Origin of the sequence: Rhabdobacter roseus, assembly GCF_014202275.1 — a bacterium.
GTDB lineage: Bacteria > Bacteroidota > Bacteroidia > Cytophagales > Spirosomataceae > Rhabdobacter > Rhabdobacter roseus.
The window spans coordinates 121,736-148,437 of sequence record NZ_JACHGF010000009.1; the positions used below are offsets into that span (position 1 = coordinate 121,736).

At 55.0% G+C, this 26,702-nt stretch carries 23 protein-coding genes; 15 read left to right on the top strand and 8 right to left on the bottom strand.

What is annotated here, in order from left to right:
- Positions 1-86: 86 nt before the first annotated feature.
- From HNQ92_RS22080 to HNQ92_RS22090, 3 genes are read left to right on the top strand one after another with little or no spacing between them, the layout of a single operon-like run.
- Positions 87-296, top strand: a complete 210-nt coding sequence (locus tag HNQ92_RS22080; RefSeq protein ID WP_184177418.1) for a type II toxin-antitoxin system VapB family antitoxin — start codon at positions 87-89, stop codon at positions 294-296.
- Positions 280-684 carry a type II toxin-antitoxin system VapC family toxin gene (vapC, locus tag HNQ92_RS22085; RefSeq protein ID WP_184177420.1) on the top strand — a complete coding sequence of 135 codons (405 nt, stop codon included), beginning with the start codon at positions 280-282 and terminating at the stop codon, positions 682-684. Before HNQ92_RS22080 ends, vapC begins: the two co-directional genes overlap by 17 nt.
- Complete coding sequence (locus HNQ92_RS22090) at positions 685-1,659, top strand: ComEA family DNA-binding protein (protein ID WP_184177422.1); 975 nt, start codon at positions 685-687, stop codon at positions 1,657-1,659.
- A 74-nt stretch (positions 1,660-1,733) separates the two neighbouring features.
- Here the strand turns inward: HNQ92_RS22090 and HNQ92_RS22095 are convergent, their stop codons facing one another.
- Positions 1,734-2,507 carry an LOG family protein gene (locus HNQ92_RS22095; protein WP_184177424.1) on the bottom strand — a complete coding sequence of 258 codons (774 nt, stop codon included), beginning with the start codon at positions 2,505-2,507 and terminating at the stop codon, positions 1,734-1,736.
- A 133-nt stretch (positions 2,508-2,640) separates the two neighbouring features.
- Here HNQ92_RS22095 and rpiB point away from each other — a divergent pair, with 133 nt between their 5' ends.
- Positions 2,641-3,072, top strand: a complete 432-nt coding sequence (rpiB, locus tag HNQ92_RS22100; RefSeq protein ID WP_184177426.1) for a ribose 5-phosphate isomerase B — start codon at positions 2,641-2,643, stop codon at positions 3,070-3,072.
- Positions 3,073-3,189: 117 nt separating this feature from the next.
- Here the strand turns inward: rpiB and HNQ92_RS22105 are convergent, their stop codons facing one another.
- The gene (locus tag HNQ92_RS22105) at positions 3,190-4,605 is read right to left on the bottom strand and encodes a hypothetical protein (RefSeq protein ID WP_184177428.1); all 1,416 of its coding nucleotides are present in this window, start codon (positions 4,603-4,605) and stop codon (positions 3,190-3,192) included.
- 209 nt (positions 4,606-4,814) lie between these two features.
- On the opposite strand from HNQ92_RS22105, the gene rbfA reads away from it, so the two are divergent.
- The 5 genes from rbfA (at position 4,815) to HNQ92_RS28980 (ending at position 11,196) form a co-directional block, all read left to right on the top strand.
- A complete protein-coding gene (gene rbfA, locus HNQ92_RS22110; RefSeq protein ID WP_184177430.1) occupies positions 4,815-5,204 on the top strand; it encodes a 30S ribosome-binding factor RbfA in 390 nt (129 codons plus the stop codon).
- A gap of 16 nt (positions 5,205-5,220) precedes the next feature.
- Positions 5,221-6,450: an ABC transporter permease gene (locus HNQ92_RS22115; RefSeq protein WP_184177432.1), complete on the top strand. Its 1,230-nt coding sequence runs from the start codon at positions 5,221-5,223 to the stop codon at positions 6,448-6,450.
- Between the two features lie 106 nt (positions 6,451-6,556).
- A complete protein-coding gene (locus HNQ92_RS22120) occupies positions 6,557-9,133 on the top strand; it encodes a M1 family metallopeptidase (RefSeq protein WP_184177434.1) in 2,577 nt (858 codons plus the stop codon).
- 72 nt (positions 9,134-9,205) lie between these two features.
- Complete coding sequence (locus HNQ92_RS22125) at positions 9,206-11,047, top strand: C25 family cysteine peptidase (RefSeq protein ID WP_184177437.1); 1,842 nt, start codon at positions 9,206-9,208, stop codon at positions 11,045-11,047.
- 14 nt (positions 11,048-11,061) lie between these two features.
- The gene (locus tag HNQ92_RS28980) at positions 11,062-11,196 is read left to right on the top strand and encodes a hypothetical protein (RefSeq protein ID WP_281380777.1); all 135 of its coding nucleotides are present in this window, start codon (positions 11,062-11,064) and stop codon (positions 11,194-11,196) included.
- Between the two features lie 84 nt (positions 11,197-11,280).
- On the opposite strand, the gene HNQ92_RS22130 is transcribed toward HNQ92_RS28980, so the two are convergent.
- The 5 genes from HNQ92_RS22130 to HNQ92_RS22150 form a co-directional block, all read right to left on the bottom strand.
- Positions 11,281-12,480 (bottom strand): hypothetical protein, encoded by a 1,200-nt coding sequence (locus HNQ92_RS22130; RefSeq protein ID WP_184177439.1) that lies wholly within the window; start codon positions 12,478-12,480, stop codon positions 11,281-11,283.
- A 57-nt stretch (positions 12,481-12,537) separates the two neighbouring features.
- The gene (locus HNQ92_RS22135) at positions 12,538-12,942 is read right to left on the bottom strand and encodes a hypothetical protein (RefSeq protein ID WP_184177441.1); all 405 of its coding nucleotides are present in this window, start codon (positions 12,940-12,942) and stop codon (positions 12,538-12,540) included.
- 55 nt (positions 12,943-12,997) lie between these two features.
- Positions 12,998-13,753, bottom strand: coding sequence for a carboxypeptidase-like regulatory domain-containing protein (locus HNQ92_RS22140; protein WP_184177443.1), 756 nt, complete (start codon positions 13,751-13,753; stop codon positions 12,998-13,000).
- Between the two features lie 78 nt (positions 13,754-13,831).
- Entirely contained in the window at positions 13,832-15,349 is a 1,518-nt protein-coding gene (locus HNQ92_RS22145; RefSeq protein WP_184177445.1) for a hypothetical protein, read from the bottom strand.
- A gap of 384 nt (positions 15,350-15,733) precedes the next feature.
- Positions 15,734-16,546, bottom strand: coding sequence for an AraC family transcriptional regulator (locus tag HNQ92_RS22150; protein ID WP_184177447.1), 813 nt, complete (start codon positions 16,544-16,546; stop codon positions 15,734-15,736).
- A 224-nt stretch (positions 16,547-16,770) separates the two neighbouring features.
- Between HNQ92_RS22150 and HNQ92_RS22155 the strand changes: the two genes are divergently transcribed.
- Entirely contained in the window at positions 16,771-16,881 is a 111-nt protein-coding gene (locus tag HNQ92_RS22155; protein WP_221307520.1) for an SDR family oxidoreductase, read from the top strand.
- A 2-nt stretch (positions 16,882-16,883) separates the two neighbouring features.
- Positions 16,884-17,270 carry a cupin domain-containing protein gene (locus HNQ92_RS22160; RefSeq protein ID WP_246440627.1) on the top strand — a complete coding sequence of 129 codons (387 nt, stop codon included), beginning with the start codon at positions 16,884-16,886 and terminating at the stop codon, positions 17,268-17,270.
- A gap of 31 nt (positions 17,271-17,301) precedes the next feature.
- On the opposite strand, the gene HNQ92_RS28985 is transcribed toward HNQ92_RS22160, so the two are convergent.
- The gene (locus tag HNQ92_RS28985; RefSeq protein WP_184177637.1) at positions 17,302-17,871 is read right to left on the bottom strand and encodes a hypothetical protein; all 570 of its coding nucleotides are present in this window, start codon (positions 17,869-17,871) and stop codon (positions 17,302-17,304) included.
- A 187-nt stretch (positions 17,872-18,058) separates the two neighbouring features.
- Between HNQ92_RS28985 and polA the strand changes: the two genes are divergently transcribed.
- The 4 genes from polA (at position 18,059) to HNQ92_RS22185 (ending at position 26,685) form a co-directional block, all read left to right on the top strand.
- On the top strand, positions 18,059-20,896 hold the full coding sequence (gene polA / locus HNQ92_RS22170) for a DNA polymerase I (RefSeq protein ID WP_184177449.1): 2,838 nt from the start codon (positions 18,059-18,061) through the stop codon (positions 20,894-20,896).
- A gap of 129 nt (positions 20,897-21,025) precedes the next feature.
- Entirely contained in the window at positions 21,026-21,490 is a 465-nt protein-coding gene (locus HNQ92_RS22175) for a COG2426 family protein (RefSeq protein ID WP_184177451.1), read from the top strand.
- A gap of 111 nt (positions 21,491-21,601) precedes the next feature.
- On the top strand, positions 21,602-22,942 hold the full coding sequence (locus tag HNQ92_RS28745) for an OmpA family protein (RefSeq protein WP_246440629.1): 1,341 nt from the start codon (positions 21,602-21,604) through the stop codon (positions 22,940-22,942).
- A 527-nt stretch (positions 22,943-23,469) separates the two neighbouring features.
- A complete protein-coding gene (locus tag HNQ92_RS22185; RefSeq protein ID WP_246440632.1) occupies positions 23,470-26,685 on the top strand; it encodes a SusC/RagA family TonB-linked outer membrane protein in 3,216 nt (1,071 codons plus the stop codon).
- Positions 26,686-26,702 lie beyond the last annotated feature (17 nt).

Sequence of the window (26,702 nt, forward strand, 5' to 3'; positions counted from 1 at the left end):
ACGGGCGCAAAATTAGACAATTTGCCCGCAACCCGGAGGCATGTGTATAAATTTTATAAATTTGTGTGTAAATAAAGCAAAAGCCCATGCGAACGAACGTAGATATAGACGAAGAAAAGATTGAGAAGATCCGCCGGATGAATCGTAATCTTAAAACGAAGAAAGATATCATTAATAAAGCCTTGGATGAATTCATCGCTTCCATGCACCGGCAGAGCCTGCTTTCGCTGCGTGGCAAAGTAGAATGGGAGGGAGATATTAATGCCTGGAGGACACAAGATGTTAAAGATATTTGATAGCACGATCTGGATTGACTACTTCCGTGGCATCCAGAATGACAAAACGGATCACCTGGCTTTCTGCATTGATCAGAATTCTGTCGCGATGCTGGGTGTGATAGTACAGGAAGTACTACAGGGGGTTAAAAATGATACCCAATACGAGCTTATCAAAGACAATCTACTGCATTTACCGGCCCTGCCTGACCCCACCGTAGAAACCTATGCCGAGGCCGCCCAACTGTACCGAAGCCTGCGCAAAAAAGGCCTGACCATCCGCAAGCCCAACGACTGCCTCATTGCCTACTACGCTTTGCACTTCGGCGTGGAGCTTTGCCATAACGACAGCGACTTCGAGCTCATGGCCGCCCACACGCAGCTACGCATCTGGAAACCCACGAGCTGAATGCTGCGCCACCTCCTATACCGCCTCCAGGATTTCTTCGGCCTTTCGCCCAAGGAAGCGCGCAGTGCTCTGATACTCATGGTGCTGAGCCTGGCTCTGATCGTGACACCTTCGCTTTTTCGGCAGTGGGTACTTCCGCGGCTAGGTACCTCCGGCCCGTCCGTAAGTCCGCAGCGCCTCGACAGCCTCGTGGCCGAGCTGGAAGCCCAGGCAGCCAGTGCCCCGGCGGGTACCTCCGCCCCGGAAGGTACTTCCCGAGCCAGCGCCACAGCGCGGCCGGTACGGCTGTTTGCCTTTGACCCCAACCACGCCACGCCCGATCAGCTGCAGGAGCTGGGAATTCCGCGCTTTCTGGCGCTGCGCATCGACAACTACCGGCAAAAAGGCGGCCGGTTTCGGAAAAAGGAAGACTTACTTCGCATCTATGATTTCCCCGCTGAGCTCTATAAGCGCCTGGAGCCGTACATGGTCCTGAACGAAGTACCTGCCCGCCAAGTACCTCCGCCCTCCTACTCCCGCGAAGAAAGTACCCCTGCCACACCACCCGCCTCCAGGGTACCTGGCCGCCCGGCCCTGGTACCTTTTGACATCAATACCGCCGACACCACCCAGCTCATCCGGCTGCGGGGCATCGGAAGTACCCTTTCGCTGCGTATCGTGCGGTTTCGGGACGCGCTTGGTGGTTTTTACTCGCCTGCCCAGTACGCCGAGGTATACGGCCTGGACTCGCTGGCGCTCGCCGAGCTGCACCGCTACGCGCTGGTGCAAAGTACCCCTCAGCAACTAAACATCAATACCGCCACGGCCCAGGAGTTGGCGCGCCACCCCTACCTGCGCAACCGTCGCCTCAACGAGATTCTGGTGCGCTACCGCGAGCAGCACGGACGGTACCAGTCGGCGGAAGATTTGAAGAAAATAAAAATATTGGACGAAAACACGCTCCAGAAGATAGCACCCTACCTGACTTACGACTAAAAAAGAAAATCGGACAATACCCTATCGTCCGATCCGCTCTTAACCAGCATCAAGTACCTTTCCGGAAGCGCCGCCTAGAAGTTGGGCTTGAGGAGGTACTTGGAATAAAACTCATCGATGACCCGCACGGCCTCGTCGGGCGTGTCGACCACGCTGAATAGCTTCAGGTCTTCGGGATTGATGTTCCGCTCTTCGCTCAGCATGGTGTTTTTGATCCAGTCGATGAGCCCCGCCCAGTAGGTTTTTCCCACGAGTATGATCGGAAAGCGTCCGATCTTTTTGGTCTGGATCAGCGTGAGGGCTTCAAAAAGCTCATCGAGGGTACCGAAGCCGCCCGGCAGTACGATAAAACCCTGCGAGTACTTCACGAACATCACTTTTCGCACAAAAAAGAAATCGAAGTTGATGTTTTTGTCCGGATCAATGTAAATGTTGCTGTGCTGCTCAAAGGGTAGTTGAATGTTCAGCCCCACCGACCGGCCGCCCTGCTCGTAGGCACCTTTGTTACCGGCTTCCATGATCCCCGGCCCGCCGCCCGTAATGACGCCGTAGCCGTGGCGCACCAGCTTGGCCGCTATCTCTTCGGCCACAACGTAGTAGGGGTTGTCGGGCAAGGTACGGGCCGAGCCAAAAATGGATACGCAGGGGCCGATCTTGGCCAGCTTATCGAAGCCTTCCACGAATTCGGCCATGACCTTGAAAATAACCCAGGAGTCGGAGCTCTTGATTTCACTCCAGTTCCGATCCTGGAATGCCTCTTTGATCCGCTCTTCGTCTTCGGGAATGGCGGGGTTAAGGAGAGATACATCTATCGTTTCGGGACCTGTTTTTTCTAATTCTTCGTTCATATTTAAAAAAATGGTTTTTAGTACTAACTCCCGAGCTGTTACCTTTGTGAAGCCAGGTCACCGAAAGTAGGATATTACTAACGCTCCCGGCCCCTATGTTGTTACAACTACGGTTTAATTTAACAAAAAAGCAATGAAAAAGATTGCCATCGGTGCCGATCATGCTGGCTACCCCTATAAACAACCCATTACCGAGTGGCTGGAACAAAACGGCTACGAAGTGACCGACTACGGTACCCACAGTACCGACTCCGCCGACTACCCCGACTTTGCGCATCCGGTAGCGAGTGCCGTAGAGAACGGCGAATTTGAAAACGCGATACTGCTGTGTGGCAGCGGCCAGGGCGTGTGTATTACGGCCAACAAGCACCAGGGCATCCGGGCGGCGTTGGTGTGGGATGTACCCTTGGCGGCCCTGACGCGCCAGCACAACAACGCCAACATCATCTGCCTGCCGGTGCGGTTTATTGAGCTGGAAAAGGCCCTGGCCAGCGTGGAGCTTTTCCTGAATACGGAGTTTGAGGGCGGCCGCCACCAAACGCGCGTGAGCAAGATTGCTTGCTGAAGGGTACTTGGGCCGCGGGCATAAGCCCAGGTACTTTGGCGCCAAAGTACCTGGGCCCTGCCTGCTTGGCCGAAGCCGAAGGTACCTTGGCGCTCGGAAAAGCAAGGGTACTTTGGGTTATTCCTTGTACTTATTTTCGTAGATCCCCTTCCAGGGGCTGGAATGGTAGCGCTTTTTGAGGATAGGTACCCGCTCGAAGAGCGTGGGCATGATGTTTTGTTTGTCAATGACGTAGTCGGGCGGATCTTGCCGAAAATTATCGTAGATGTGGATCACGCTGTCGAAGTTATCGAGGTTTTCGAGGTCGTAGCGGGCCAGGTCCCAGTTGAGGTAGGGCGTAGCTGTGATGTTATTGATGTACTCTCCCTCATCTTCTCCCAGTACCAAAATGCGCTTCCCCTGAATTTCTTGGGGCAGCAGGGCCGACTTAGCCCGCAGGTTCTCCAGCCGCCCCAGCGTCACGCCCGGTAGCCAGCCCATGAGCCCCTGGTACTGAATCAGCAGAATACCTCCGGCTACGCCCAGAAAAAGCAACTCGGCGCGCCACTGCTGTTTGAAGCTCTGAAAGTACCAGGAAATAAAAAAAGCCGCCGCCGGGATAAACACCACAAACTGCATGGGTGCCAGGTACTGCATGAGAGGAATGGTGAGTACGGCCACGATAAACCAGATGGCCATGATCTGCTGGATGCGCGACTGGTAGTTGACGAAGCGTGCGTGGGTGAACATCCGCATGAACCCAAGTACCCCCACCACCAGCGGCAGCAGCAGCGATACCAGCAGGGACGAAAAGTCGTTGAGGTTGTACTGCTTGACCTGAAACACCGACGTGAGCAAGTTGCGGTTGAGGCTATCGATGCCTTCGTTCAGGTAGAAGTAAAGTACCACCATCAGCAGCGGAAATACCGAGCCAAAGAAGCCCAGCAGGTGGTGCCGGAAGGTAGCTCCGCTGTAAAAAAGCAGCGACAAAAAACCCCAAATCATAAAAAGGGACGCCGGCAGGTAGAAAAGCGTAGCCATTCCTATGTAAAAGCCCATCTCAAAAACCTCGTTGGTGATCTGGCGGCGGCTCAGCATCTTTACCAGCGTACCAAAAGCCAGCAGCAGGAAAGTCGTGGCCATGAGCATGGGCGAGAGGGTGGATAAATCAAAAGAAATATTGAGTAGCAGGGCGTATATGGCTCCCGGTATGAAGTTGCGCTCAGGGAAGACGTCGCGCGCGCGCATCAGGTAGTTGAAGTACAGGATCTGAAAAATAGAAATCCCGGCTGCGGCCACCTGAAAGGCTATCTGAGACCGGCCAAAGAGCGCGTCAATGGACCAATACACCAGCCCCGAAAGCGGACTTACGTTATCCCAGATGTCGCGGTAGAGCATAAAGCCCCGCCCCATTTGCTCGCCGACGAGCATCCAGCTCAGCTCCGGCACCAGCAAAGGTACCTGTGCCCAGGAAAAGGGTACCCGCAGCAACAGAAAGAACAGGATCAGGCTGAGGGTTTGGTAGGCGGCATTGACTCTAAAGAAACTCAGCAAGACATTAGGGGGTTATAAGTTGATAGGCCGAATAGTTTCACGAAATTACGCGCCGAACCCCCACAAAAACAAAATAAGTACGGATATTTGTAGTTAGGGGATAGAAAGAATGGTGCTGATGGAAACGATAAAGCGCCTGAGACGGCCCGGTTTCCCAAAACGGAAATAGGTGAGCCGCCCGCCAGGGCAGTTTTGAAAGATATAGAAAAATGGAATCAAAAAGACAACAAAAAGTAGGTCGCCAAATACAGAAAGATCTGGGAGAACTTTTCCAGCGGGAGGCGCGGCATGTCATCAACGGTGCCTTCGTGACGGTCACGGCCGTGCGCATGACGCCCGACCTGGGCATCGCCCGCGTGTACCTGAGTTTTTTGCCCGACAAAAACCGAAAATTTTTAATTGAAGCCGTTCAGGAAAATACCCGCTTTATCCGGACCAAGCTAGGCGAACGGGTGCGTCACCAGCTTCGGATCGTACCGGAGCTGCAATTTTACCTGGACGATACCGCCGAATATGCCGCCAAGATGGAGGCGCTCTTCGCCGACCTCGTCATTCCGCCTGCCCCCGAAGAAGACGAAGAGGACAACCACACGCCCTGAAGCGGGTCCATTGGCTATGAATCTACCCTTCCGGATTGCCCGTCGGTACTTTTTTTCCCGAAACAAGCGCAGCTTTATCAGCATCATTGCCCTCATCGCCATGATCGGCGTGGCCGTAGGTACCATGGCCATGGTGGTGGTGCTGTCGGTGTTTAACGGCATGGAGGACCTGAACCGGCAAATCTTTAAAACCTTTGACGCCGACATCAAGATTACCCCCACCGAAGGGCGGCGCTTTGAAGTACCCGACTCGCTGCTGCGCCAGATCCAGACTACACCGGGCGTGGGGCTCGTGACGCAGGTGATTGAAGACAACGCCCTGGCCCGCTACGGCGACCACCAGACCATCGTGCGGCTCAAAGGGGTAGATAGTACCTACCAGCAGCGGGGCCAGCTCAACACGGCTCTAATCGAAGGATCACTGCAACTGTACGGCCCTCAGGGTACGGCCTTTGCTGTGCTTTCCGAAGGCGTACGCAATGCCCTGCTCGTATCGATGAGCGACTACCTGACGCCCATTGAGCTGTGGTACCCGCGCAGCGACCGCCGTACGCTCAACTTTAACAACCCCGATGCCTTCAACCAGATCGCTCTGCGGCCGGGGGGTACTTTCTTCATCGAAAGCCGCTACGACGACTACATCCTGGCTCCGCTTCCTGCCGTGGCGGAGCTGCTGCAATTCGGTACGCAACGTACTTCCCTCGAAGTACAGCTCGCTCCGGGTGCCGAGCCGGAGGCCGTCCAGCGCCGACTCCGAAAAGTATTGACGGACGTTTTCACGGTAAAAAACCGCGATGAACTTAACGCCGATCTGCTGCGTGCCATTCGGGTGGAGAAGCTTTTCGTCACCATTACGCTGTCATTTATCATTCTGGTAGCGGCCATCAATATCTTTTTTTCGCTGAGTATGCTGGCCATCGAAAAGAAAAGCGACGTAGCCATGCTTTACGCCATGGGCGCTACCTCCCGCCTGATCCGGAGCGTTTTTCTGGCCGAAGGAGCCATCGTAGCCCTCACGGGTGCGCTGGTAGGGCTGGCCGCAGGCGTAGGGATTTGCTGGCTGCAGCAGGAGTACGGCCTGGTGTCGATGGGCATGGTGAGTTCGCTCGTGGATGCCTATCCCGTTAAGTTGGTATGGACGGACGTAGCCGTGACCGGAATCATCATTGTGCTGATCACCCTGACGGTGTCGTTTCTGCCCGCCCGGCGCGCGGCCGAAGCGGGTAGGCTGGCCCACCTGGGTTAAAGCCGGAAGTCGTCAGCGAACCGTATACAAACCCTACTTATTAAAACGTTTATTTAGTTTGTACTTTTGTGCAACGATGGCAATGATCTATAAACGAACCAATCGAATGAGCGATACGATGCGTACTGGGTTCAAACCAATCCTCAGCCTTTTATTCCTGATCAGCTATTTGGCTCTGGCGGCCGAAGCCAAAGACCGGGCTTCCTACCCGGATACCACCCGGCGGGCACCTGGTCTGGTGAGCGCGCAGGGCCCCTACCGCCCCTCCCGTACCCTCAAAAACGACATCATTCATACCAAATTGCACGTGCAGTTCGACTGGCTCCGGCAGCAGGTACAGGGCATGGCCACGATTACCTTCCGACCTTACTTCTACCCCCAGTCTACCCTCGAGCTGGACGCTAAGGGTTTTGACATCCACGCCGTGTACCAGCTGGATACCCTTCGCAACGGCGCGTCGGCCGCGGGCCAGCCTAGCCGTGAGCCCCTCGAATACACCTACGACAGCCGCAAGCTGACCATACAGCTGCGCCGCCCCTACACCCGGCAAGAGACGCTTTACGTACAAATAGACTACACCGCCAAGCCCAACGAGCAGCCCCGCGGGGGAGCCGACGACCACCCCACCGACAAGGGCCTGTACTTTATCAATGCCGACGGCCTCGAGGAGGGCAAGCCCCGGCAGATCTGGACCCAGGGCGAAACCGAGGCCAATTCCGCCTGGTTCCCGACCGTGGATGCCCCCAACGAAAAGTTCATCCACGATTTTTTTATAACCGTCGATAGTACCTTCCGGACTTTATCGAACGGGCTGCTGATTTCGTCCATTCCCAACGGCGACGGTACCCGCACCGACCACTGGCGGCAGTCGCGCCCGCACGCTCCCTACCTGGCCATGCTGGCGGCGGGTGATTTTGCGGTTGTGAAAGAAATGATGCCCAACGGCCTCGAACTGAGCTACTACGTAGAGCCCGAATACGCCCAGCACGCCAAGGCCATTTTTGGCCGCACGCCCGAGATGATCGCCTTTTTCTCCAATACCTTCGGAGTGGATTACCCCTGGGAAAAGTACGCGCAGATCGCCGTGCGTGACTTTACGGCCGGGGCCATGGAAAATACCACCGCTACCGTGCACGAGGAGGGCGTGCAGGCCGACAGCCGCTCGCTCATCGACGGCAACTCCGACGGCGTGATTGCCCACGAGCTGGCCCACCACTGGTTCGGGAACCTGGTGACCTGTGAAGAATGGGGGCAACTACCCCTCAACGAATCTTTTGCCAACTACGCCGAATACCTCTGGAGCGAATACCACAACGGCGACGACGAAGCCGACTGGCTCAACCTCCAGGAAACCCGGCAGTACCTGGCCGAAGCCGAGCAAAAACAAGTACCTCTGATTAGGTACTTTTACAAGGATCGCGAAGGAATGTTCGATAGCCACTCCTACGCCAAAGGCGGCCGCATCCTGCACATGCTACGCCGCTACGTGGGCGACGACGCCTTCTTTCTGGCTTTAAAAAACTACCTCCGATCTCACCGCTTCGACACCGCCGAGATCAACGACCTTCGCCTGGCTTTTGAAAAAGTAACCGGCCAGGACCTTAACTGGTTTTTTGACCAGTGGTTCATGCGGCCCGGCCATCCCCAGCTCAAAGTAGAGCAGGAGTTTATGGCCTCGGCCCAAAAGGTACGCCTGAAGGTATCGCAGGTACAGGATACCGTAGCCACGACCGTCTACCGCCTGCCACTCAAGGTGGACGTATGGGTGGCGAACGAAAAGAAAACCTACGAGGTCGTGATCGACAAATCGCGCCAGGTACTTGAATTCCCCGCGACGCAGCGCCCCGACCTCATCCTCTTCGACGCCGAGGCTCAGCTCCTGGGTACCATTGAGCAGGACAAAAACCAGCGCGAATGGGTGTACCAATACTACCACGCCGATAAGTTTCAGCCCAAGTATGACGCCCTCACGCAGTTGGAGGGCAAGCTGGCCGACACCACCGTGCGAAACCTCATGGTGAAGGCCATGACCGACCCCTTCTGGAAAATCCGGCAGATGGCGGTTTCTAACTTTGTGGAGTACGACGGACCGGCTTTTGCGGCCATCGAGCGCGTGATCCGCAGCCGGGCCCGGATCGACGCCCACCCGCAGGTACGGGCCGAGGCCATCCTGACGCTGGCCTCTTACGGCGACAACGCCAACGACAACCTGTTTCGCGACGCCCTCAGCGATAGCTCCTACTTTGTGGTTTCGGTGGCCCTGGACTCCTACCTGATGAACAAGCCTGACGACGCCGGGGAAGTTACCGCTCGTTTTGAGAATTCCCCCAACGACGCGATCGTGGCCTCGGTAGGCAACTACTACGCCAACCTGGCCAAACCCGAGCATTTCGATTGGTTTCTGGAAAAAATGAAGCGCATGAAGCCCACCGACAAGTACAATTTTCTGCAGGTTTTTGGCAAGTACCTCATCAAATCGACACCCGACATCCAGCGCCGCAGCATCCCGATCCTCGAGGGGCTGGCCCGCAACAACCAGGCGTACTTCGTGCGCTTCGGCTCTTACCAGGTACTGGGGCTACTCACCGACATCCAGGGCGTAGCGTCCCTGCGCAAGGACATCCGCAACAGCGAGCGCGACCCCAAGCTCAAAGAAATGTATACGCAGTTTGGGGAGTTTTAGGGAGAATTTGTCTTCTACAGGCTTAAAGCAATTATGTAGAATCACTCACTACTATTTTACCTGTATCCAACCATGAAAAAATATCTCTACCTACTCGTCTATGCCTGCTTCACTCTTCTGACAAATACGGATGCTCATGCCCAAGAAGCCCTGTATCGGATGGAATTGGATACGCTTAGCTACCAATATAAAGTCATAGCAACCTCTGGCCATTCTTCATCACAGAACCGTCTCCGTTTAGCCACAGATGGTATCTCTATAAATGTCACCAGAAATACAGCTAGACCTCATGCTGCTATTGATATTAAAATCCAATTTTCGGAAGATATAGATATACATTTGGTTCATGCTGTCACGTTTGACATTTTCCCTGATGAGCACTACCCTTTCAAAGGAATTGCCCACTCTTGGTTAACTTCCAATGCCATTGATCTAAATACCAGAACCATCACTCATACTATGAACGGACTCCTTCCAGGTTCATCGTATCAATTCAGAGTGATCATTTGGGGGCTGGGCGGATCACCATGTGGTTCAGATCATGTATATACAATTCCGTTATCAACGGCATTGGCTCCACCTCATTTAAAGAAAAAACTCTTATTTGTGATTAATCAGGAATGGAAAGACAACGAGGCTATTGATCAGGCTCTCTCACAATACATACAGGATGTTACTCTGACTGACTCTAGCCTTACTTTTGATAAATACTATATTGACACTATCCCTATTGCTAAAGCCACCTTATTTGAATTTATTCAAAAGGAATATATAGAAAGTAATCTCTCTTATTTATTCTTTATTGGTCAAAATGCAGCATTACCCTATTCTATAGGATTATTAAACAACAATGGTGAGATTATTACTAAGTACCCAGGAATTACCTTTTCATACTATACTCATTCACTGTATAACTCCTTCCGGTATAATGATAACTCGAATGAGTTTATTTCTGTAACATATCAAGATGCTTGCCATCGACCTGAAATCGACATAAGGAATCCGATTTTACAACAAAATAACCCAAATCTTTCGGTTGGAATGTTATTGCCCGACCCTGCTTATAATTCCACGACCAAAACAAATGCTATTCTAAAGTACTTTGATAAACTACATCGGTACAAGCATTATGAGTTTAACTTTGACAAGAGTATATTACTATCAGATGGCTTTGCATCTGAGATGGAAGCCATTGACTTAATCCATCAGCATGAACGATGGCATGCTGCCGATACAATAAAATTTGGACGGATAAAAGATCCTTATTTTGCTGGCTATGATCCCATCTGGAAAGAAGATTATCTCCATAAAATACAAAATAATTCTTACGAAATATTTTCTTATAGTGCTCACGGCTCAAGTACTTACCATAGCTTTGGCATTAGCGGGAATGACATTGATCAAATGAATGCATTAAATACGCAAATTATTAATTTTCTATCATGCGAAGTTGGGAAGTTTTGGGATCGGGGGTATTTAGCAAATAAATACCTAGAAGCTGGTAATGTACTTGGAGTTCATGCCTTTAGCCAGGTTATGGGCTTTTGGACAACTAGAGGAAGAAATACTGTCCTTGCTAACGCATTTGATCCAGATGGTGCATTTAACTTGATGGCAAAAGGATATACAATGAGTGATGCATTTAGATTTTCTGAAGGGCATAACCAAGCAGAATTAATTCTGGGAGATCCATTACTTAAACTTAGAGAAACTTGCGATACAGTTGTTGAAAGCCAGGCCTCCGGCGACTGGCATGCACGTATAACCTGGAAATGTGGACGTATTCCAACTAAAAATGATTTGGTTCGAATCTTGCCAGGACATACCGTCACACTTCAAGAAGTGGGAGCGGTTAAAGCTATTTCAGTAGAAGGGTACTTACATATTGAACAAACGGGTCATTTGGAATATTAAACCAGGCGTACTTCGTGCGCTTCGGCTCCTACCAGGTACTGGGGCTACTCACCGACATCCAGGGCGTAGCGTCCCTGCGCAAGGACATCCGCAACAGCGAGCGCGACCCCAAGCTCAAAGAAATGTATACGCAGTTTGGGGAGTTTTAGGGAGAAGCTCAAATACAAAAGTACCTTCCAAACGACCCGCGAAAGGGTACCTGGAAGGTACTTTGCTTACTACTCTAGCCAGAACTACTCTTTCAAAAGATTCGCTTGCCCGTTATTTTCAAAGGCATTGGCCGTCAGGACGTCGTCGTTGATGCGGGCCTGGTAGTTGACAAAAATACCGTGGCCGCCGCTCTGGCTGATCCTGGAATTGCGGATGGTCATGGCGGCCTGGCTACCGTAAACGGCAACGGTGGTCTTTTTGGCCGATACCAGCGCAATGCTCCCGCCGCCGCTGAGGTGGACGTGCTCCAGCACGTTGCGAACGCTGGGCGAGTAGCAGATCAGCCCCCGCCAGTACCCCGCTCCGGCTTCAGCCCCTTTGATGGTAATGGGCGCGGCCGCCGTGCCGCGGGCGTCCAGGTAGGCTTCCGCATTCACGCTCAGCTGCACGTCACGGCCCAGTTCGAGCGTCACGCCGGGTGCTAGTTTCCAGTCGGCCTTTACGCTGAGGTTGCCCACCAGGCGGTAGGGCGTTTGGTCCGTAAAGCCTTCCCAAAGTACCTCCCCGGCCGTACCGCGCGACAGCTCCGACGCAGCGATCTCGACCACGTTGCGGCCGTTGCTTTGGGTAAATACCGAGCTCTTGTCGAGGTACTTGACGTTGTTGGCATCCAGGGTAATGCCCGCCAACGTATTGTTCCCGAACGTATTGGCTGCGAAGCTACGCAGCACCGCGCCGTCCTGCACCAACAGGCCGTAGCCGTCGTGGTGCGCCAGCAGGCTGTTTTTCAGGGCCAGCTGCGCCTTGGAATTACCCACCAGCGCTACTCCCGCTTTGATGTTGCTCGTCAGCGGGCGGCTCCCCGCGTAAAGTACCTCCACGTGGTCCAGTGCGTTGGCACTGCTGGCTGAGTAGATGATGATCCCGGCCCAGGTACCTTTGCTTTTTTCGATTCCCGTAAACCGAATCTTCTTGTCGGCTTGTCCCTGGGCGATCAGGATGCCACCGTTATCGTTGATCTCGAGCCGGCCATCGCGGGCAAAGGCGATCACCACGCCGGGCCGGATGGTAAGCTCGGCCTTGACGAACAGGGTACCGTTCACGATATAGTCCGGCAGGTTAGGGTCCGCGACGCGGTCTTCCAGTACCGTTTTGGCGGCAATTTCCGTCCCCAGTACCAGGGGCTCCACAATCTCGTCTACGGGGGGGACATTCTTTTCTTTACAACCTACCAGCCACACAGACAGGGCAAAACAGAGGCCTAGGAGTTGGTTTGTTTTCATGGCAATTTGGTTTTAACATCAATGAATGATAAGAAAAAAAGTAGGTGTGGATATACGTCAGGTACCTCGTTGGCCAGCGGCGGGCTGGGGGAAATACCCACGGCCCACCGGCGGCGGCTCAGCCACGGGGTAGCTACTCGCCGAGTCCGTTTTCAACGTTTGCGGGCTGAGCTCGGCGTAGTGAACCGCCTTCGTCCGCGGCAAGTTCAGGTATTGGTCGCGCAGTGGCGGGGGTACTTGGGCACGGGCTTGCTCCAAGGGCTTGGGCTGGGTACTCGGGGCGCAGCGCTCGTTCCGGCCACCGGGCGGTAAAGTACTGGCACCGACGACTGATTTTTCGGCGCACTGGCTCAGGGTGGTCGGCAGGGTGAGGGTCCGTTTGCTTTTACTGACGTCAATCCCCACCACCAGGCACACGCCAAACAGGAACATCAGGAAAGAGCGCAGGGCTGTTTGTTTCATTTTTTGAATCAGGTATAGAATGGATTAAACTACGGGCAAGGTACCTTGAACCAGACTACTCGAGGTACCTGATGAAGGCGCTGTTGGGGCCCCAGATGTTATCCGGCTCGAAGTCGACCTGGAGGGTACTTTGGTAGTTGTCGTTCGAGAAGTGCTTCACCAGCATCAGCGGGTGGCGGACGCCTCCTCTGACGTACTCGGCGGTCATCGTGTAGCGGCCCAGCGGAATATCCACCAGGTTGCCGTAGTCGTTGGTGTGGGGCTGGCCGTGCCGCAGCTTGAGGGTTTTTCCGTCGGAGCCGTCGATGAGTTTTCCCACGGGCACGAGCGTAAACTCGATGTTTTCGGAATCGTAGATCTGACTCATCACGTCTTTATTGACACTGATCGTGGCCCCGTAGTACCCCTGCGAATCCAGATGCCGCCGCCCGCTCAGCTTCCACTCAAAGTTCGTTACGGCCCCGTCGATACTGAACTCCTCGTACTTGTCGGGGTGCAGGTCCAGGGTATACTGCTTGCCATTATAGGTACGGGTGAGGGTGGCCGTGGCCAGGAAAGTACCGGTTGGGGGTAGTTGTATTTTGTAAAAACCCTGCTCGTTGGTGGTCCCGACGGCGTACGAATTATAAAACATGGTGTTGTCGATCACCACCTTCACGCCCGGCATGGGCTTTCCGTTGGTGTCGGTGACGCGCCCCGTGGCGTAGCCCTTCTGGGGGGCGCCGTCGGGAGCAGCGTCGTTTGGACTACAGGCCGTAGCCAGGATGAGGAGCAAAAAATAGCATTGGCAGGTACTTAAAAAGGATCTCATGGCTTATTGGTTATTGATTAAAAATGGGTATTCAGGGTTCAAAAAAATTCGTCGAGGGCATGGGAAATTTCGTAACGATTATAGATATACGTCATTGTATTTTTTTCCAAAGTACCCCAGGAAGCCCAGCCGCCCGCCAGTATTGGGCCGCAGGTACGGATGGCCCGCCACCCAGCCGCTGGTTTTGGTCTCAACGGCCGCGTACAGGCTCCAGGTCGGGTTGAGGCGGTAGGCCGCTTTCAGGTGCAGCAGTCCGCCGAGCTGGCCTTTTTGGTCGTCGAAGCGCTGGCGGACGGGCTGTTGCCACAGCATCAGCAGGGGCTGGAGCCGTAGTTCTTTTCCGGACGGCAGCGGCAGCAGAAAGGTACTTTCCAGCTCCAGGCCGGGGTAGAAGCGGTGCTTATTCTGGTAGCCGTGGAAGCTCAGCAGGTACGGCCTTCCCTTGTGCTCCAGCAGCAAATCGGTGCTGAGATCGTAGCCAAAACCCGTGAGGTAGTGCCGCACGGCAAAGTTGAAGGCCGTGTGTTGATTAAGCCGTATCCGGTTGACTCCCAGCATGAAGGGCGACAAAAAATTGAGGTACTGCAGCTTACCCATTTTGGCGAGGTAGTCGTACTCCTCCTGGGTGAGCGTGGTGGTTTTGCGGGCTCGGTCGATCCCCACCCCGCTCGGGTGTATACCCCGCGCGGCGTAGGGTTCATCGGGCCGGAACAGATCATACACCCAGGCCGTAAAGTCCCAGCCCACGAAGTCGCGGTCGGCGATCTGGGTACCGTAGTGGTTCATGCTGTCGATGCTGGCGTTGAAGTCGGGCCGCTTAAACTGGTTGACGTAGTCGACGGCGTGCTTGGTTAGGAGTACGTTCAGGAGCACGTTGGGATAGCGGGCCGCGCGGTAAAAGTTATCCTTTTGCAAACCGCGCATCAGTAAAAACTCACTTTCGATCCCCGCCGCAAAGCTACGCACCAGCTCCTGAGGTACCTGCTGCTTGAGGCGGACCAAGTCTTCGTCAAGTACCCTACTCACCGAGCCGTTGGCGTAGCCACCGTTCAGGCGGTTGTATGTTTCGTCGTACGAAGGTACCCGGTGGATCGTCAGGGCGTTGCGATGAAACTCTTCGTGCAGCCACTGCGGCGAAAAAAGTACCCCCTGATAGGTAAAAAGCAGATCCACCAGGCCCGAGGAGAGGTTGGCCAGCACGCGGTTGTAGAACGCCCGCCGCCGGGTATCGGGCGGGAGCAGGCGGCCCCAGAGCTGGTTGTTGAGGTAGTAGTTGGTACTGTGGAAATTTTTCGTAAACGCCAGCGCCTGCGGCATCGAGGGGCTTTCGTAAGCCGCTACATAATCCCGAAAGGCAGGTACCTCGCCCGAAGTACCTCCCCGCTTGGCTACCCGCATGTGCGCGGCCTGGCGCAGAAAGGGGAAGTCCACCAGCGGAAAATCCAGGTACAGCCCGTAGGCGTTCGCTCGGGTGCTATCCTGCGGTTGTGAATTTTCCTTCGACGGGGTACTTGGCGGGTCTGCCGCGTGGCCTTTCGGAGGGCACGCAAAGGCCAGCCAAAGTACCCCCAAAAGGTACTTGATCTTTAATTTCATGGCTCTATTTTCAATAAAAAAATCAGCAATACTTCCGCCGCCCGGAGGTACTTGCGGGCCATAAAGTACCCAGCTGCTTTATCCAAAGCACATAAGGTACCTGGTAGCGCAAAAGGCTACGCCCGCTCGAAAACCGAACGACGACTGCGGCCTGGCTAAGCCACGCCTGCCCCTGACGGGGGTACTTGAACGAAGGGATTTTGGGATATGAGAAGTGAGCTTTTGATCACTCCCGGCAAAGATAAGAAAGTAAACGTTTCATGGCTTTTATGGCTAAATATTATTCTGCAAAATTGGGGCGTGTATCCGCTAAAAAATTGTAAAAATTCGGCGTTTTACGCAACGGCATGTTTCCTCACTACCACCCAAAGTACCCCGTTCCCGCTACTCGTTTGGATAAACCCCGTTTGGATAAACCCTAAAGGCACTGATGGATTTCATGCTCCGGAAAAGTGCCTTGGGCGAAACCCCCGAGAAAGCCTTCAGGTCGCGGGCAAAATGAGCCTGGTCAAAGTACCCCAGCTCGTAGGCGTACTGCGTCAGGGGCACGTCGGGCTGGTGGTGGTGCAGCAGGGTGTGCAGGCGCACCAGCGAAGCGTACTTTTTGGGCGAAGTACCTACCTGACTCCGAAAGCGCTTTTCCAGTCGGCTCTGGCTGATGTGCAGCTGGCTGGCGAGCTCACTCATGGGCAACACGCCCTGGCTTTCGTAGATAAAACAAAGCGCTCCCTGCACCAGGGGGTCGGGCGAGGTATGGAGCAGGCGGGTGGTAAAAAAATGGTCGAGCACCCGCACTTTTTCGGCCTGGGTCGGGGCCAGCACAAAGCGCTCGGTCAGTTCCTCCAGCGTACTGGCCGACACAAAAGCCTCCAGCGCGCTGCTGCCGTTGAAGAGCTCGTGCAGTGGTACTTTGAAAAAAGTACCCGCGCCCAAAGCCGTGAAATGAATGGTGACGAATTCGGAGGGCTGCATGTGAAAACTACGCCAGTGGTCGTGCAGCCCGAAAAGCTCGGCGCGAACTTCCACGGCAGAGGTACCCTGGGTGGACGTAAGGAGCCCGTCCGGGTAGATGCCCATCACCAGCACCTGGTTGGGCAGGACGTTGTACGACATCGGCTCGGTGAACTTAATGATCGCGTAGCTTTCGATGTAGGGGCGCAACGCTTCACTGGGTGGATACGCGTCAAAAAAATCCATACGCACGTAAATTTTCTTTATACTTTCATGGCAAACTTAGAACCCATGACCCCGCCCGGTACCTAATGGTTTGAAAGGCAAGAAAAAAAAGTACGCCTTCGTCTCCTGCCGCCGGATCTGCCGTACAAAGGTCGGGTACCTGGCGCACATGGGCTGGCCCATTTACTCAGTGGTACCGGCCAGTAGCTAAGTTACCATTTTCACTTTATTCTGAATTGCTGCCGATGAAGCGCGGTGGGCAGCCCGCTGAGGTAGCCAGCGCTATTTTGTGGCTACTCTCGGAGGAGTCGTCGTTTTGTACGGGTACTTTTATTGATAGTACGGGAGGAAGGTAGTTTTGAAAAAACCTTATGGCCAAAGTACCTTGCAGCTCCTCAACCAGCGCCATCCTATGCATTTATCCGTTCAGCAAGCAACCCAGCAACTTCAACAAGCCGGAAGCCTTTTTCTGGAAGTATTCCGGCACGGCAGCCTTTCGGTGGAAGTTTACAAACCGAAAGACGTAGATCTTCAACAGCCGCATCCGCGTGACGAGGTCTACGTGATTATGTCGGGAAAAGGTACTTTTAATTTGGCCGGTCAAAGGTACCTTTTCCAGCCGGGTGATTTTTTGTTCGTGCCCGCGGGCGTGGAGCATCGCTTTGAAGATTTTAGCGGCGATTTTTCAACCTGGGTACTTTTCTACGGCCCCGAAGGCGGCGAAAAGCCTACCACCAACGGCTAAGCGCACTGCCGCTGGTGGTAGGTAGGTACCTTTAGTCAGGAAGATTAAAAAGCTCCTTTACTTCCTGGTAGGTGAGTTTTTCGTAGTTGAGGCGGCCCGCCTGCGCGCCCGGAATGAGCACGTACCGGAACTGGTAGTTGCTGGTAGGTACCACGGGGCCGTTCATGGGCGTGGACCACAGCCGGATGGACCCCACCGAAGCCAGCGAATAGTCCACCAGCTCTTCGGTAAACTGCGCCACGATGGACACCGGCAGCTGGCGGATCTGGTTATTTTCCGTGGGGTGCTTAAGGTACACCATCACCACGCCTTGGTCCATGATCTGCTGGGACAAGGGTGCCGCACTCATATCCAGGTAGAATTTTTCCTTTCCGTTGAGGGTCGTGCGGGTCCAGGTACCCAGGGTACTTGCCGCCCGCCAGCTCGAATAAATCACGTTGGCCGTGCCCGTGGCCCCTTGCGAGCCCGCAGGCCCCTGTGGGCCCGTTGGCCCCGGTGTACCCGCCGGGCCCGCTGGCCCCGCCGGACCTTCACAGGCGGCAATTCCTATGACTAAACTTGCTAATACCAGACAGCTTGCCAGTAGATTTCTTTTCTTCATTTGTTTCTTTCCGTTGTAGATATGTATAAAAACGCCCCGAATATCCTGATTTGACCAGACATAAGCAAAAAATGTTCCATTTTCGAGCGGGTACTTCGCTATCGTAATCCCGACAATATTCGGCCCCGCTTCTGTTAATTTCCCCGGAGGTAGTATCTTTGAATAACCGATTCCAACCAACCCGCTCATGCCTCAGCCTACCCAGAAGCTTTTCCTGCTCGACGCCATGGCGCTCATTTACCGCGCCCATTTTGCCTTCATGAAAACGCCCCGCATTACGTCGAGAGGGCTCAATACCAGCGCCGTGTTTGGCTTTACGAATACCCTGCTGGAGGTACTTCAAAAAGAAAAACCCACGCACATCGGCGTGGCCATGGACACGCCCAAGCCTACCTTCCGGCACGAGCAGTACGCGCCCTACAAAGCCCAGCGCGAAGCCCAGCCCGAGGACATCAGCCTGGCGATTCCGTACGTCAAGAAGCTGGTGAAGGCCATGAACATTCCGCTGTTGATGCTCGACGGCTACGAGGCCGACGACGTCATCGGGACCATCGCCAAGCAGGCGGCGCGCCAGGGTTTTGAAGTATTCATGATGACGCCCGATAAGGATTTTGGGCAGCTCGTGGAGGAGCACGTGTACATTTATAAACCCGCCTTCATGGGCAAAGGCGCCGAAAAGCTGGGGGTACCCGAAGTACTGGACCGCTGGCAAATCGAGCGGATCGAGCAGGTGGTGGACATGCTCGGCCTCATGGGCGACGCCGTGGATAACATTCCGGGTGTGCCGGGCATTGGCGAAAAAACCGCCCAGAAACTCATCGCCGAGTACGGCAGCATTGAAAACATGATCGCCCAGGCCGATCAGATCAAAGGTAAGGTGGGCGAAAAAATAAAGGAACACGCCGAGCAGGCTTTGCTCTGCAAGCACCTGGCGACCATCGACATCAACGTGCCGGTGACCTTCGATCCGGAGGATCTGTCGTGCTGCCCGCCCGCCCGCCAGGAGATCATCGACCTCTTCGAGGAGCTGGAGTTCCGGACGCTGCGCAACCGCGTGCTGGGCGACGAACCCGCGCGGGTACCTGCGGCCAAAAGTACCTCAGGTACTTCCCAGGGCCAGCTCGACCTGTTTGGCAGCGGTTCCGCCAAAACCGAAAGTACCTCCGCCGACGACGTAGCGGTGCTGGAAAGCGACTTTGTCCTTCCCCAAAAACGAACCCTGGCCACGACCTACCACCGCTACCAGGTGGTCGATACCCCCGAGCTCCGCCAGAGCCTGGCCTACTACCTGAGCCTACAGGAAGCCTTTGCCTTCGACACCGAAACCACCTCCGTCAACGCCCTGGAAGCCGAGCTGGTGGGGATGTCCTTTGCCTACCTGCCGGGCGAGGCCTTTTACGTGCCCGTCCCGGCCGACCGCGCCGAGGCGCAATCCATCGTGGACTCCTTCCGGGGGGTACTTGAGAGCGAAAGTATTGGCAAAATTGGCCAAAACCTGAAGTACGACCTGCTGGTACTTTGCAACTACGGCCTGGAAGTAAAGGGGCCGCTCTACGACACCATGCTGGCGCACTACCTCATCGAGCCCGAAAAGCGGCACGGCATGGACCTGCTGGCCAATACCTACCTGAATTACGATCCCGTGAGTATCGAAACCCTCATTGGCAAAAAAGGGCTTAAACAGGGCAACATGCGCGACGTAGCCGTGCCCGAAATAGCCGAATACGCCGCCGAGGACGCCGACATTACCCTGCAGCTGCACCAGGTTCTGCTGCCCGAACTGGCCAAAAACCAGGCCCAGAAGCTCTTTGAAGGCGTAGAAATGCCCCTGGTGAAGGTGCTGGTGTCGATGGAAAGTGCTGGCGTGAAGGTAGACATGGCCGCCCTGGCCGACATGTCCGTCACCCTGGAGAATGACGCCAAGCTTCTGGAAACCAACATATTCCAAATAGCGGGGCAGGAATTTAACCTCAACTCGCCCAAGCAGCTCGGCGAGGTACTTTTTGACAAAATGCAGCTGGTCAAGAATCCTAAAAAAACCAAAACCGGCCAGTATGCCACGGGTGAAGACATTCTTTCGGACCTGGAAAATGAGCACGAAATAGCGCGCAAGATCTTGGATTACCGCGAGTTACAAAAACTAAAATCGACCTACGTAGACGCGCTCCCCACGCTGATCAACCCGCGCACGGGCCGCATCCATACGTCGTTCAACCAGGCCGTTACGGCCACGGGAAGGCTGAGCTCCACGAACCCAAACTTGCAGAATATCCCCATCCGGACGGTCCGGGGTCGCGAGATCCGGAAGGCGTTCATTCCGCACAACGACGACTTCCAGATCCTCTCCGCCGACTACTCCCAGATCGAGCTGCGCATCATGGCGGCCTTCAGCGGCGACGACAGCATGATCGGGGCCTTCAACCAGGGCCGCGACATCCACGCCACCACCGCCAGCAAGGTATTTAAAGTACCCCTGGACGAAGTGACGTCAGAAATGCGCCGCCGCGCCAAGATGGTCAACTTCGGGATCATCTACGGCATCTCGTCCTTCGGGCTGGGCCAGCGCCTGGGCATTCCGCGCGGCGAGGCGTCGGAGATCATCCGGGCCTACTTTGAAGAATTTCCGGCCGTGAAAGCCTACATGGACCGGGTGATCCAGGAAGCGCGGGAGCGCGAGTACGTCGAGACCATCCTGGGCCGCCGCCGGTACCTGGCCGACATCAACTCCCGCAACCAGACCAACCGTGGCTTTGCCGAGCGCAACGCCATCAATGCGCCCATCCAGGGCTCGGCCGCCGACATGATCAAGCTCGCCATGATCAACATCCACGATTTTATCCAAAAAGAAAAACTCCGCTCCCGCATGATCCTGCAGGTACACGATGAGCTTGTGTTCGACGCGCACCGCGAAGAATTGGACTTTTTAAAGGAAAAGGTCGATGAGCTCATGCGCAACGCCATTCCGCTGGCGGTACACATGGAAACGGGCATCGGCGTCGGGGCCAACTGGCTCGAGGCGCACTGACGGGTGGGTGGAGGCGTTGGGTACTTACCGTTCAGCGTCTCCATTTTCCTTTCAAACAAAAGCCGGAAATAGCTGCAATAAGTCAACGGGCGTCTCGTTACCTTTGCAGCTATAGTTTAGCCATAAGCCATGAACATACACCTGCTTTACACGTTTTTATTCAGTATATCGCCCTTTGGTGAGGGCCGCGTAGGGATTCCCTACGGCATTCTGAACGATATAAATCCCGCGTTGGCGCTGTCGGTAGGTCTGGCGGCCAATCTGCTGGTGTACCCGCTGCTGATGCTGCTGATCAATACCTTCAACGCCCGGCTCTGGAAGTACCGTCCCTACAAAATCCAGTCGATCAAGCTGGTACGCCGGGCGCAGAAAGGGGCCGGAGCCAGCATTCAGAAATATGGTTTTTGGGGGTTGATGATTTTTGTCATGATCCCCCTGCCCTTCACCGGTGCCTACATGGGTACCATCGCTGCTTACATCTTCAAGATCCGGAAGCGGGAAGCCTTCCTGGCCATTAGCCTGGGCGTAATCGTGGCCTGCACCATCATTACCTTAAGTACCCATTTTGGCAAGATGGGCGTGCAGGCGCTCTAAGCGGAGAAAGGTACCTGGCGAAGTTTTGTACGGCCCCTTTGGTGCTTTTAAGGGCGCGATTGCCTTTCTTTGAAGGACGTTTTCAGCCAACTACCCCCGACGACGCAACGCATGTCCGGACTTTTTCACCTGCTGTTTCTCAGCGTTTGGGCACTGAGCCGGGTACTTCCGGCCCCAGGCCACGCTCACCAAGAGGTACCTGCGGCCGGTCCAAGTACCTCTGTCCGGGTACTGCTCACGCTCCAAGCTTTTGACAAAAGTACCCAGCGTACCCTGCCCGCTTCCTTTGAAGTAAGGGAACGGGCGTCGGGTCGTATCACCCGGCGTACCACTACCGCCGCCGAGCCCGAGTTTGTCCTGACCCTCACCCGCTCCGACTCCCTCGAGATCGTCACCACGGCCTTGGGGTACCTGCCCCTGCGCGAGATCATCGGCGTGGTGGCTGACGCCACCACCGACCGCTTTCATACCTACTGGGCTTTCCTGGACTCCACCACTACGCAGTCTGTTTCGCTGGTGGCCGTGGATGACTTTACGCGCAAGCCCATTCCGGCTACGTTTGTGGTGCACGGGCCGGGAGCCGACTCGCTGCGGCTGGCTACCACGGCGAAGGTACCTACGGCTGCACCCGTGACGCTCTCGCTCCGCCAACCTTATACCGTCGCGGCCCAGGCCAGCGGGTACCAGCCCACCAAGGGTACTTTTACGCTCGAAAAATTCAGCGCCGGTACCTTACCGCAGCTGGTGCTCATGAGTCCGCTCCACTACGAGGTCATGTTTCTGGTGCTGGACGCCAATAGCCAGCAGCGGCTGCCTCAGCCGGCCTTCAGCGTGGTTCACGCGGGTAGGGTTATGCCGGCGCGCCAGGTGAGCCAGGGCGTTTTTTTGGTTCGGCTTCCCGCCGACGAGCCCTACGAGATCCGGGCCTCGCTACCCGGCTATGACGATTTTGAGCAAACGCAACTTTTTAAGAAACCATCCCTGCCCGACGACCTGAAGAAATTCGTTTTGCTCAATCCGGCCGGGAAGGTACCGGCGCGTCCGGCCCCCACCGCCGCCGCTCCGGCGCAGGTACCCACCCAGGAAGTATTTAGCGGCCTGGCGGTGGGCGAGGTAGTTCGGCTCGACCGTGTGTATTTCAACCAGAGCAGCTACGAGCTGCGGCGCGAGTCGTTTCCCCAGCTCGACCAGCTCGCCCGTACCCTGAAGCAAAACCTTACGCTGAAAATAGAGCTGGCGGGCCATACCGACAACGTCGGCGACGCCCGGCTCAACCAGTCCCTTTCCGAAAACCGCGCGCGGGTCATTGCCAACTACCTCCGGAGCCAGGGCATCGCCAGCGAGCGCCTGCTGATCAAAGGCTACGGCTCCACCCGGCCCGTAGCCCCCAACGATTCCGAAGAAAACCGGGCGCAAAACCGCCGGGTGGAGTTTGTGGTGCTGAGCCGGTAGCATTTTCCTATTCTTTTTTGGTTTACAGCCAGTTACAAGTACCACTTATAGCTTTTCTGGCTAGCCGTCCCGCCTGTATTTGCGCTTAGGCAAATAAAAAATTTTCATTTAACTTTTATTATACAACCTACTCAATGTCAGTGATATACAATTCGTAAAAACAAAATATTTCAAAAAAACATAAAAATATTTCAGAAAGGATCATTATTTGTCACTTGAGGGTGTCTTTCTCGTTAAAAGGCCCCGTCATTTGATTGATTGAATCAAGGTCATCAGCCACCGCAATGAGGGTACTTTGGGTGCTCAACGCTTAGTGCGGCAAGTACTAATTTTTGTTGCACTAAGTATAAAGTTTCAACGGATAACATGTATGAAAAATCATCATTGCCTATGCTAAAATAGCTACTTCCCCATCTACTCTTCTACCCGTCTCAGGTACTTCTATTATTGCCTTCGTAAAGCCGCTTTGTTTCCCGGCTTCTGATTACCGCGCGCCTCTGTCGTTTCTTATTCTCAACTTTTTATTCATGAAAAAACATGTATTTCATTCCGCACAATCCGGCCGGATTGTGCGACTCATGGCCTTACAGCTACTTGTTTTACTGGGGGTTATGGTGGCTGCGCAGGCCTCAGGTACCTCGCCCAAGCGGGAAGTAAACGGTAAGGTGACCGACGAAAGCGGTCAGGGCCTGCCGGGCGTGAGCGTGGTACTGGAAGGTACCCAGCGCGGCACCACCACCAACTCCCAGGGCGACTACCAGCTGGACGTCCCGACGGACAACAGCACGCTGGTGTTTTCGTTTGTGGGCTACGAAACCCAGAAAGTGGTGATCGGTACCCGAAGCAGCCTGAATATTTCGCTGGTGATCGACACCAAGGCGCTGCAGGAAGTGGTGGTGATTGGCTACGGTACCCAGGAAAAAGTAAACCTGACCGGCGCCGTGGGCGTGGCCGATAGCAAGCGGCTCGAAAACCGCCCCATCGCTTCGGCGGGTGAGGGCTTGCAGGGCGTGATCCCGAACCTGAACGTCAACGTGCGCAACGGGGACCCGTCGGCGGCCATTACCTTCAACATCCGGGGCTACGAGTCCATCAACGGCGGGGCACCGCTGATCCTGGTGGATAACGTACCCATGGACTTGAACCGGATCAACCCCAATGACATCGAGAGCATCAGCGTGCTTAAAGACGCCTCGGCGGCGGCCGTGTACGGTGCCCGGGCGGCCTTTGGGGTAGTGCTGGTGACGACCAAGAGCGGATCGAGCGGAAAGGTGAGCGTATCGCTGAACTCGCAGGTATCCATGGCCAAGCCCATCTTCAACATGGACGTGGTGACAGACCCCTACGAGTTTGTGACGGCCCGTAACATTGCCAACATGCGCACCAGCGGGGTACCTTCCTACGACGCTGACATGGTAGCCGGTACCAAGGCCTACTCCGAAAACCCGGCCACGGCTCCGCAGTGGGGCGTGGTCAACGGAGCGTTGCGGTACTATGGCTTCAACAACTACCAGAAAGACATCATGACCAACTACGCACCTACGCACCAGCACGACCTCTCCATTTCGGGAGGCTCGGACAAGTCGAGGTACTTTGTGTCGTTGGGGCATTTTAGCAAAGACGGGTACCTACGCTACAACAACGAGAAATTTAAGCGGTACAACATCCTGATGAAGGCCGATTTTAAGGTGAACGACTGGTTGAGTCTGGACGAAAAAGTGATTTTTAATTCGCAGAATAGCGACAAGCCCCACTTCTACAACTGGGACGTAAACATCAACTCCCTGGCCCGGGTGAACCCGATCATGCCCATCCAGTTTCCGGACCTCGACCACTACATCACGCCCGGCGATCGGGACAAGTACGCACCCTACATCGGGAAGTACTTTGGAGGTACTAACTTCTTCCCCTACCTGCTGGACGGCGGCCGGACTACCTTCACCAACAACGATATCTGGTTTACACAGGGTGTGACGCTCACGCCGGTTCGGGGCCTGAAGATCCGCTCTGACTTCTCCTACAACCTCTTCCACCGCAACTACCAGGACGTCCAGAGCAAGGTGGACATCGTGGATGCCAACCTACTGGCTGCTAACCTGATCAGTAACGGATTTAGCGGTGACGACTGGATCAGGAACGAAAACAATTACAACCAGTACTACGTTTTTAACGCCTACGCCGAGTACACCTTTCACCAGTTCCGAAACCACAACCTGACGGCCATGGTGGGTTTCAACCAGGAGCGAGGCCTCAATAGGTACGTCGGGGCGCAGGCCCGGGCGCTCATCACGCCCCTCGTTACGGACATCAATGCCACCACGGGCGTGCAGCAAACGTTTGGGGGCAAGTCGCACACGGCGCTGCGTGGGGCCTTTTACCGCCTGAATTATAACTACAAAGAAAAGTACCTGATTGAATTCAACGGTCGCTACGACGGTACTTCGCGTTTTCCTCAGGATAGTCGGTTCGGGTTCTTCCCGTCGGTGTCGGCCGGGTGGAGGATCAACAACGAAAACTTCATGACCAGTACCAACGCCTGGCTGGACAACCTGAAGATTCGGGCTTCGTACGGTACCTTGGGGAATCAAATCCTGCTGGATAATAACCGTAACCCCATTTTCTATCCCTACATTGCTTCCATGGGTACCGGCCAGTCGCCGTACATGTTTGGGTCGGGTATGATTCCCTTTGTATCGGCGGCGGGCCTCGTGAGCCCCACCCTTACCTGGGAAACGGTGATTTCTCAGAACATCGGCCTGGACGTAACCATGCTCAAAGGCCGCCTGGACCTGTCGTTTGACGCCTACACCCGCGACACCAAAGACATGCTGATGGACGTGACGTACCCGGTGATTCTGGGCACCACCGCTCCCAAAGAAAACGCCGCCGACCTGCGTACCAAAGGCTGGGAGCTGGCCCTGACCTGGCGCGACAAGATCAAGCGGGACTGGAGCTACGACGTTACGCTGGCGCTGTCGGACTGGACGGCCACGATCACGAAGTTTAACAACCCGACGGGCGCTATCAACAACACCTTCTACGAAGGGCAGAAGATCGGGGAGATCTGGGGATTTGAAACGGTGGGGATTTTCCAAACCGCCGATGACGTAGCCAACGCCCCCAGGCAAAACAACATTGGAGCCAACTGGCGCCCCGGCGACATCCAATACAAAGACCTTAACGGCGACGGAATCATTAGCCTGGGCAATAACACCCTCAGCAACCCCGGCGACCGGAAAATCATCGGCAACACCACCCCCAAGCTCAGCTTCGGGATCAACACCGGCGTGAGCTACAAGAATTTCCGGCTTACGGCATTCTTCCAGGGTATCTGGCGAAAAGACCACTGGCCAACTTCCGACAACTGGACGTGGTTCTTCCCCTTCAACGCCGGGCACGTGGAGAAATACTACATCCGGGATTCGTGGAGCGAAGACAACCGCGATGCCTACTTTGCCGCCCCGCACATTTCGACCAACGACAAGAAAAACATCCAGGTACAATCGCGCTTCCTGCAAAACGCCGGGTACATCCGCGCCAAGAACATCATGTTCAGCTACGATCTTCCCCAAAGTCTGACCAAAAAAGTAGGCTTAGGACGCGCCCAACTCTACACGACCGGCATGAACCTCTGGGAATTTACCAAGATGCGGAAGCCCCTCGATCCGGAGACCATCCAGTCGGCGGCCATCGAGTACCCCATGCAGCGCATCCTGAGTGTAGGAGCCAATATATCCTTCTAAGTACCTTATAAACAGAG

What these genes read in the sequence shown, in the direction of transcription:
- HNQ92_RS22130 (WP_184177439.1), bottom strand. Translation starts at nt 12,480, where the DNA reads ATGAAAACAAACCAACTCCTAGGCCTCTGTTTTGCCCTGTCTGTGTGG.
- HNQ92_RS22145 (WP_184177445.1), bottom strand. Translation starts at nt 15,349, where the DNA reads ATGAAATTAAAGATCAAGTACCTTTTGGGGGTACTTTGGCTGGCCTTT.
- polA (WP_184177449.1), top strand. Translation starts at nt 18,059, where the DNA reads ATGCCTCAGCCTACCCAGAAGCTTTTCCTGCTCGACGCCATGGCGCTC.
- HNQ92_RS22185 (WP_246440632.1), top strand. Translation starts at nt 23,470, where the DNA reads ATGAAAAAACATGTATTTCATTCCGCACAATCCGGCCGGATTGTGCGA.
- rbfA (WP_184177430.1), top strand. Translation starts at nt 4,815, where the DNA reads ATGGAATCAAAAAGACAACAAAAAGTAGGTCGCCAAATACAGAAAGAT.
- HNQ92_RS22135 (WP_184177441.1), bottom strand. Translation starts at nt 12,942, where the DNA reads ATGAAACAAACAGCCCTGCGCTCTTTCCTGATGTTCCTGTTTGGCGTG.
- HNQ92_RS22115 (WP_184177432.1), top strand. Translation starts at nt 5,221, where the DNA reads ATGAATCTACCCTTCCGGATTGCCCGTCGGTACTTTTTTTCCCGAAAC.
- HNQ92_RS22175 (WP_184177451.1), top strand. Translation starts at nt 21,026, where the DNA reads ATGAACATACACCTGCTTTACACGTTTTTATTCAGTATATCGCCCTTT.
- HNQ92_RS22125 (WP_184177437.1), top strand. Translation starts at nt 9,206, where the DNA reads ATGAAAAAATATCTCTACCTACTCGTCTATGCCTGCTTCACTCTTCTG.
- HNQ92_RS22080 (WP_184177418.1), top strand. Translation starts at nt 87, where the DNA reads ATGCGAACGAACGTAGATATAGACGAAGAAAAGATTGAGAAGATCCGC.
- HNQ92_RS22155 (WP_221307520.1), top strand. Translation starts at nt 16,771, where the DNA reads ATGAAGCGCGGTGGGCAGCCCGCTGAGGTAGCCAGCGCTATTTTGTGG.
- HNQ92_RS22090 (WP_184177422.1), top strand. Translation starts at nt 685, where the DNA reads ATGCTGCGCCACCTCCTATACCGCCTCCAGGATTTCTTCGGCCTTTCG.
- rpiB (WP_184177426.1), top strand. Translation starts at nt 2,641, where the DNA reads ATGAAAAAGATTGCCATCGGTGCCGATCATGCTGGCTACCCCTATAAA.
- HNQ92_RS22150 (WP_184177447.1), bottom strand. Translation starts at nt 16,546, where the DNA reads ATGGATTTTTTTGACGCGTATCCACCCAGTGAAGCGTTGCGCCCCTAC.
- HNQ92_RS28745 (WP_246440629.1), top strand. Translation starts at nt 21,602, where the DNA reads ATGTCCGGACTTTTTCACCTGCTGTTTCTCAGCGTTTGGGCACTGAGC.
- HNQ92_RS22095 (WP_184177424.1), bottom strand. Translation starts at nt 2,507, where the DNA reads ATGAACGAAGAATTAGAAAAAACAGGTCCCGAAACGATAGATGTATCT.
- HNQ92_RS22140 (WP_184177443.1), bottom strand. Translation starts at nt 13,753, where the DNA reads ATGAGATCCTTTTTAAGTACCTGCCAATGCTATTTTTTGCTCCTCATC.
- HNQ92_RS28985 (WP_184177637.1), bottom strand. Translation starts at nt 17,871, where the DNA reads ATGAAGAAAAGAAATCTACTGGCAAGCTGTCTGGTATTAGCAAGTTTA.
- vapC (WP_184177420.1), top strand. Translation starts at nt 280, where the DNA reads ATGTTAAAGATATTTGATAGCACGATCTGGATTGACTACTTCCGTGGC.
- HNQ92_RS22120 (WP_184177434.1), top strand. Translation starts at nt 6,557, where the DNA reads ATGAGCGATACGATGCGTACTGGGTTCAAACCAATCCTCAGCCTTTTA.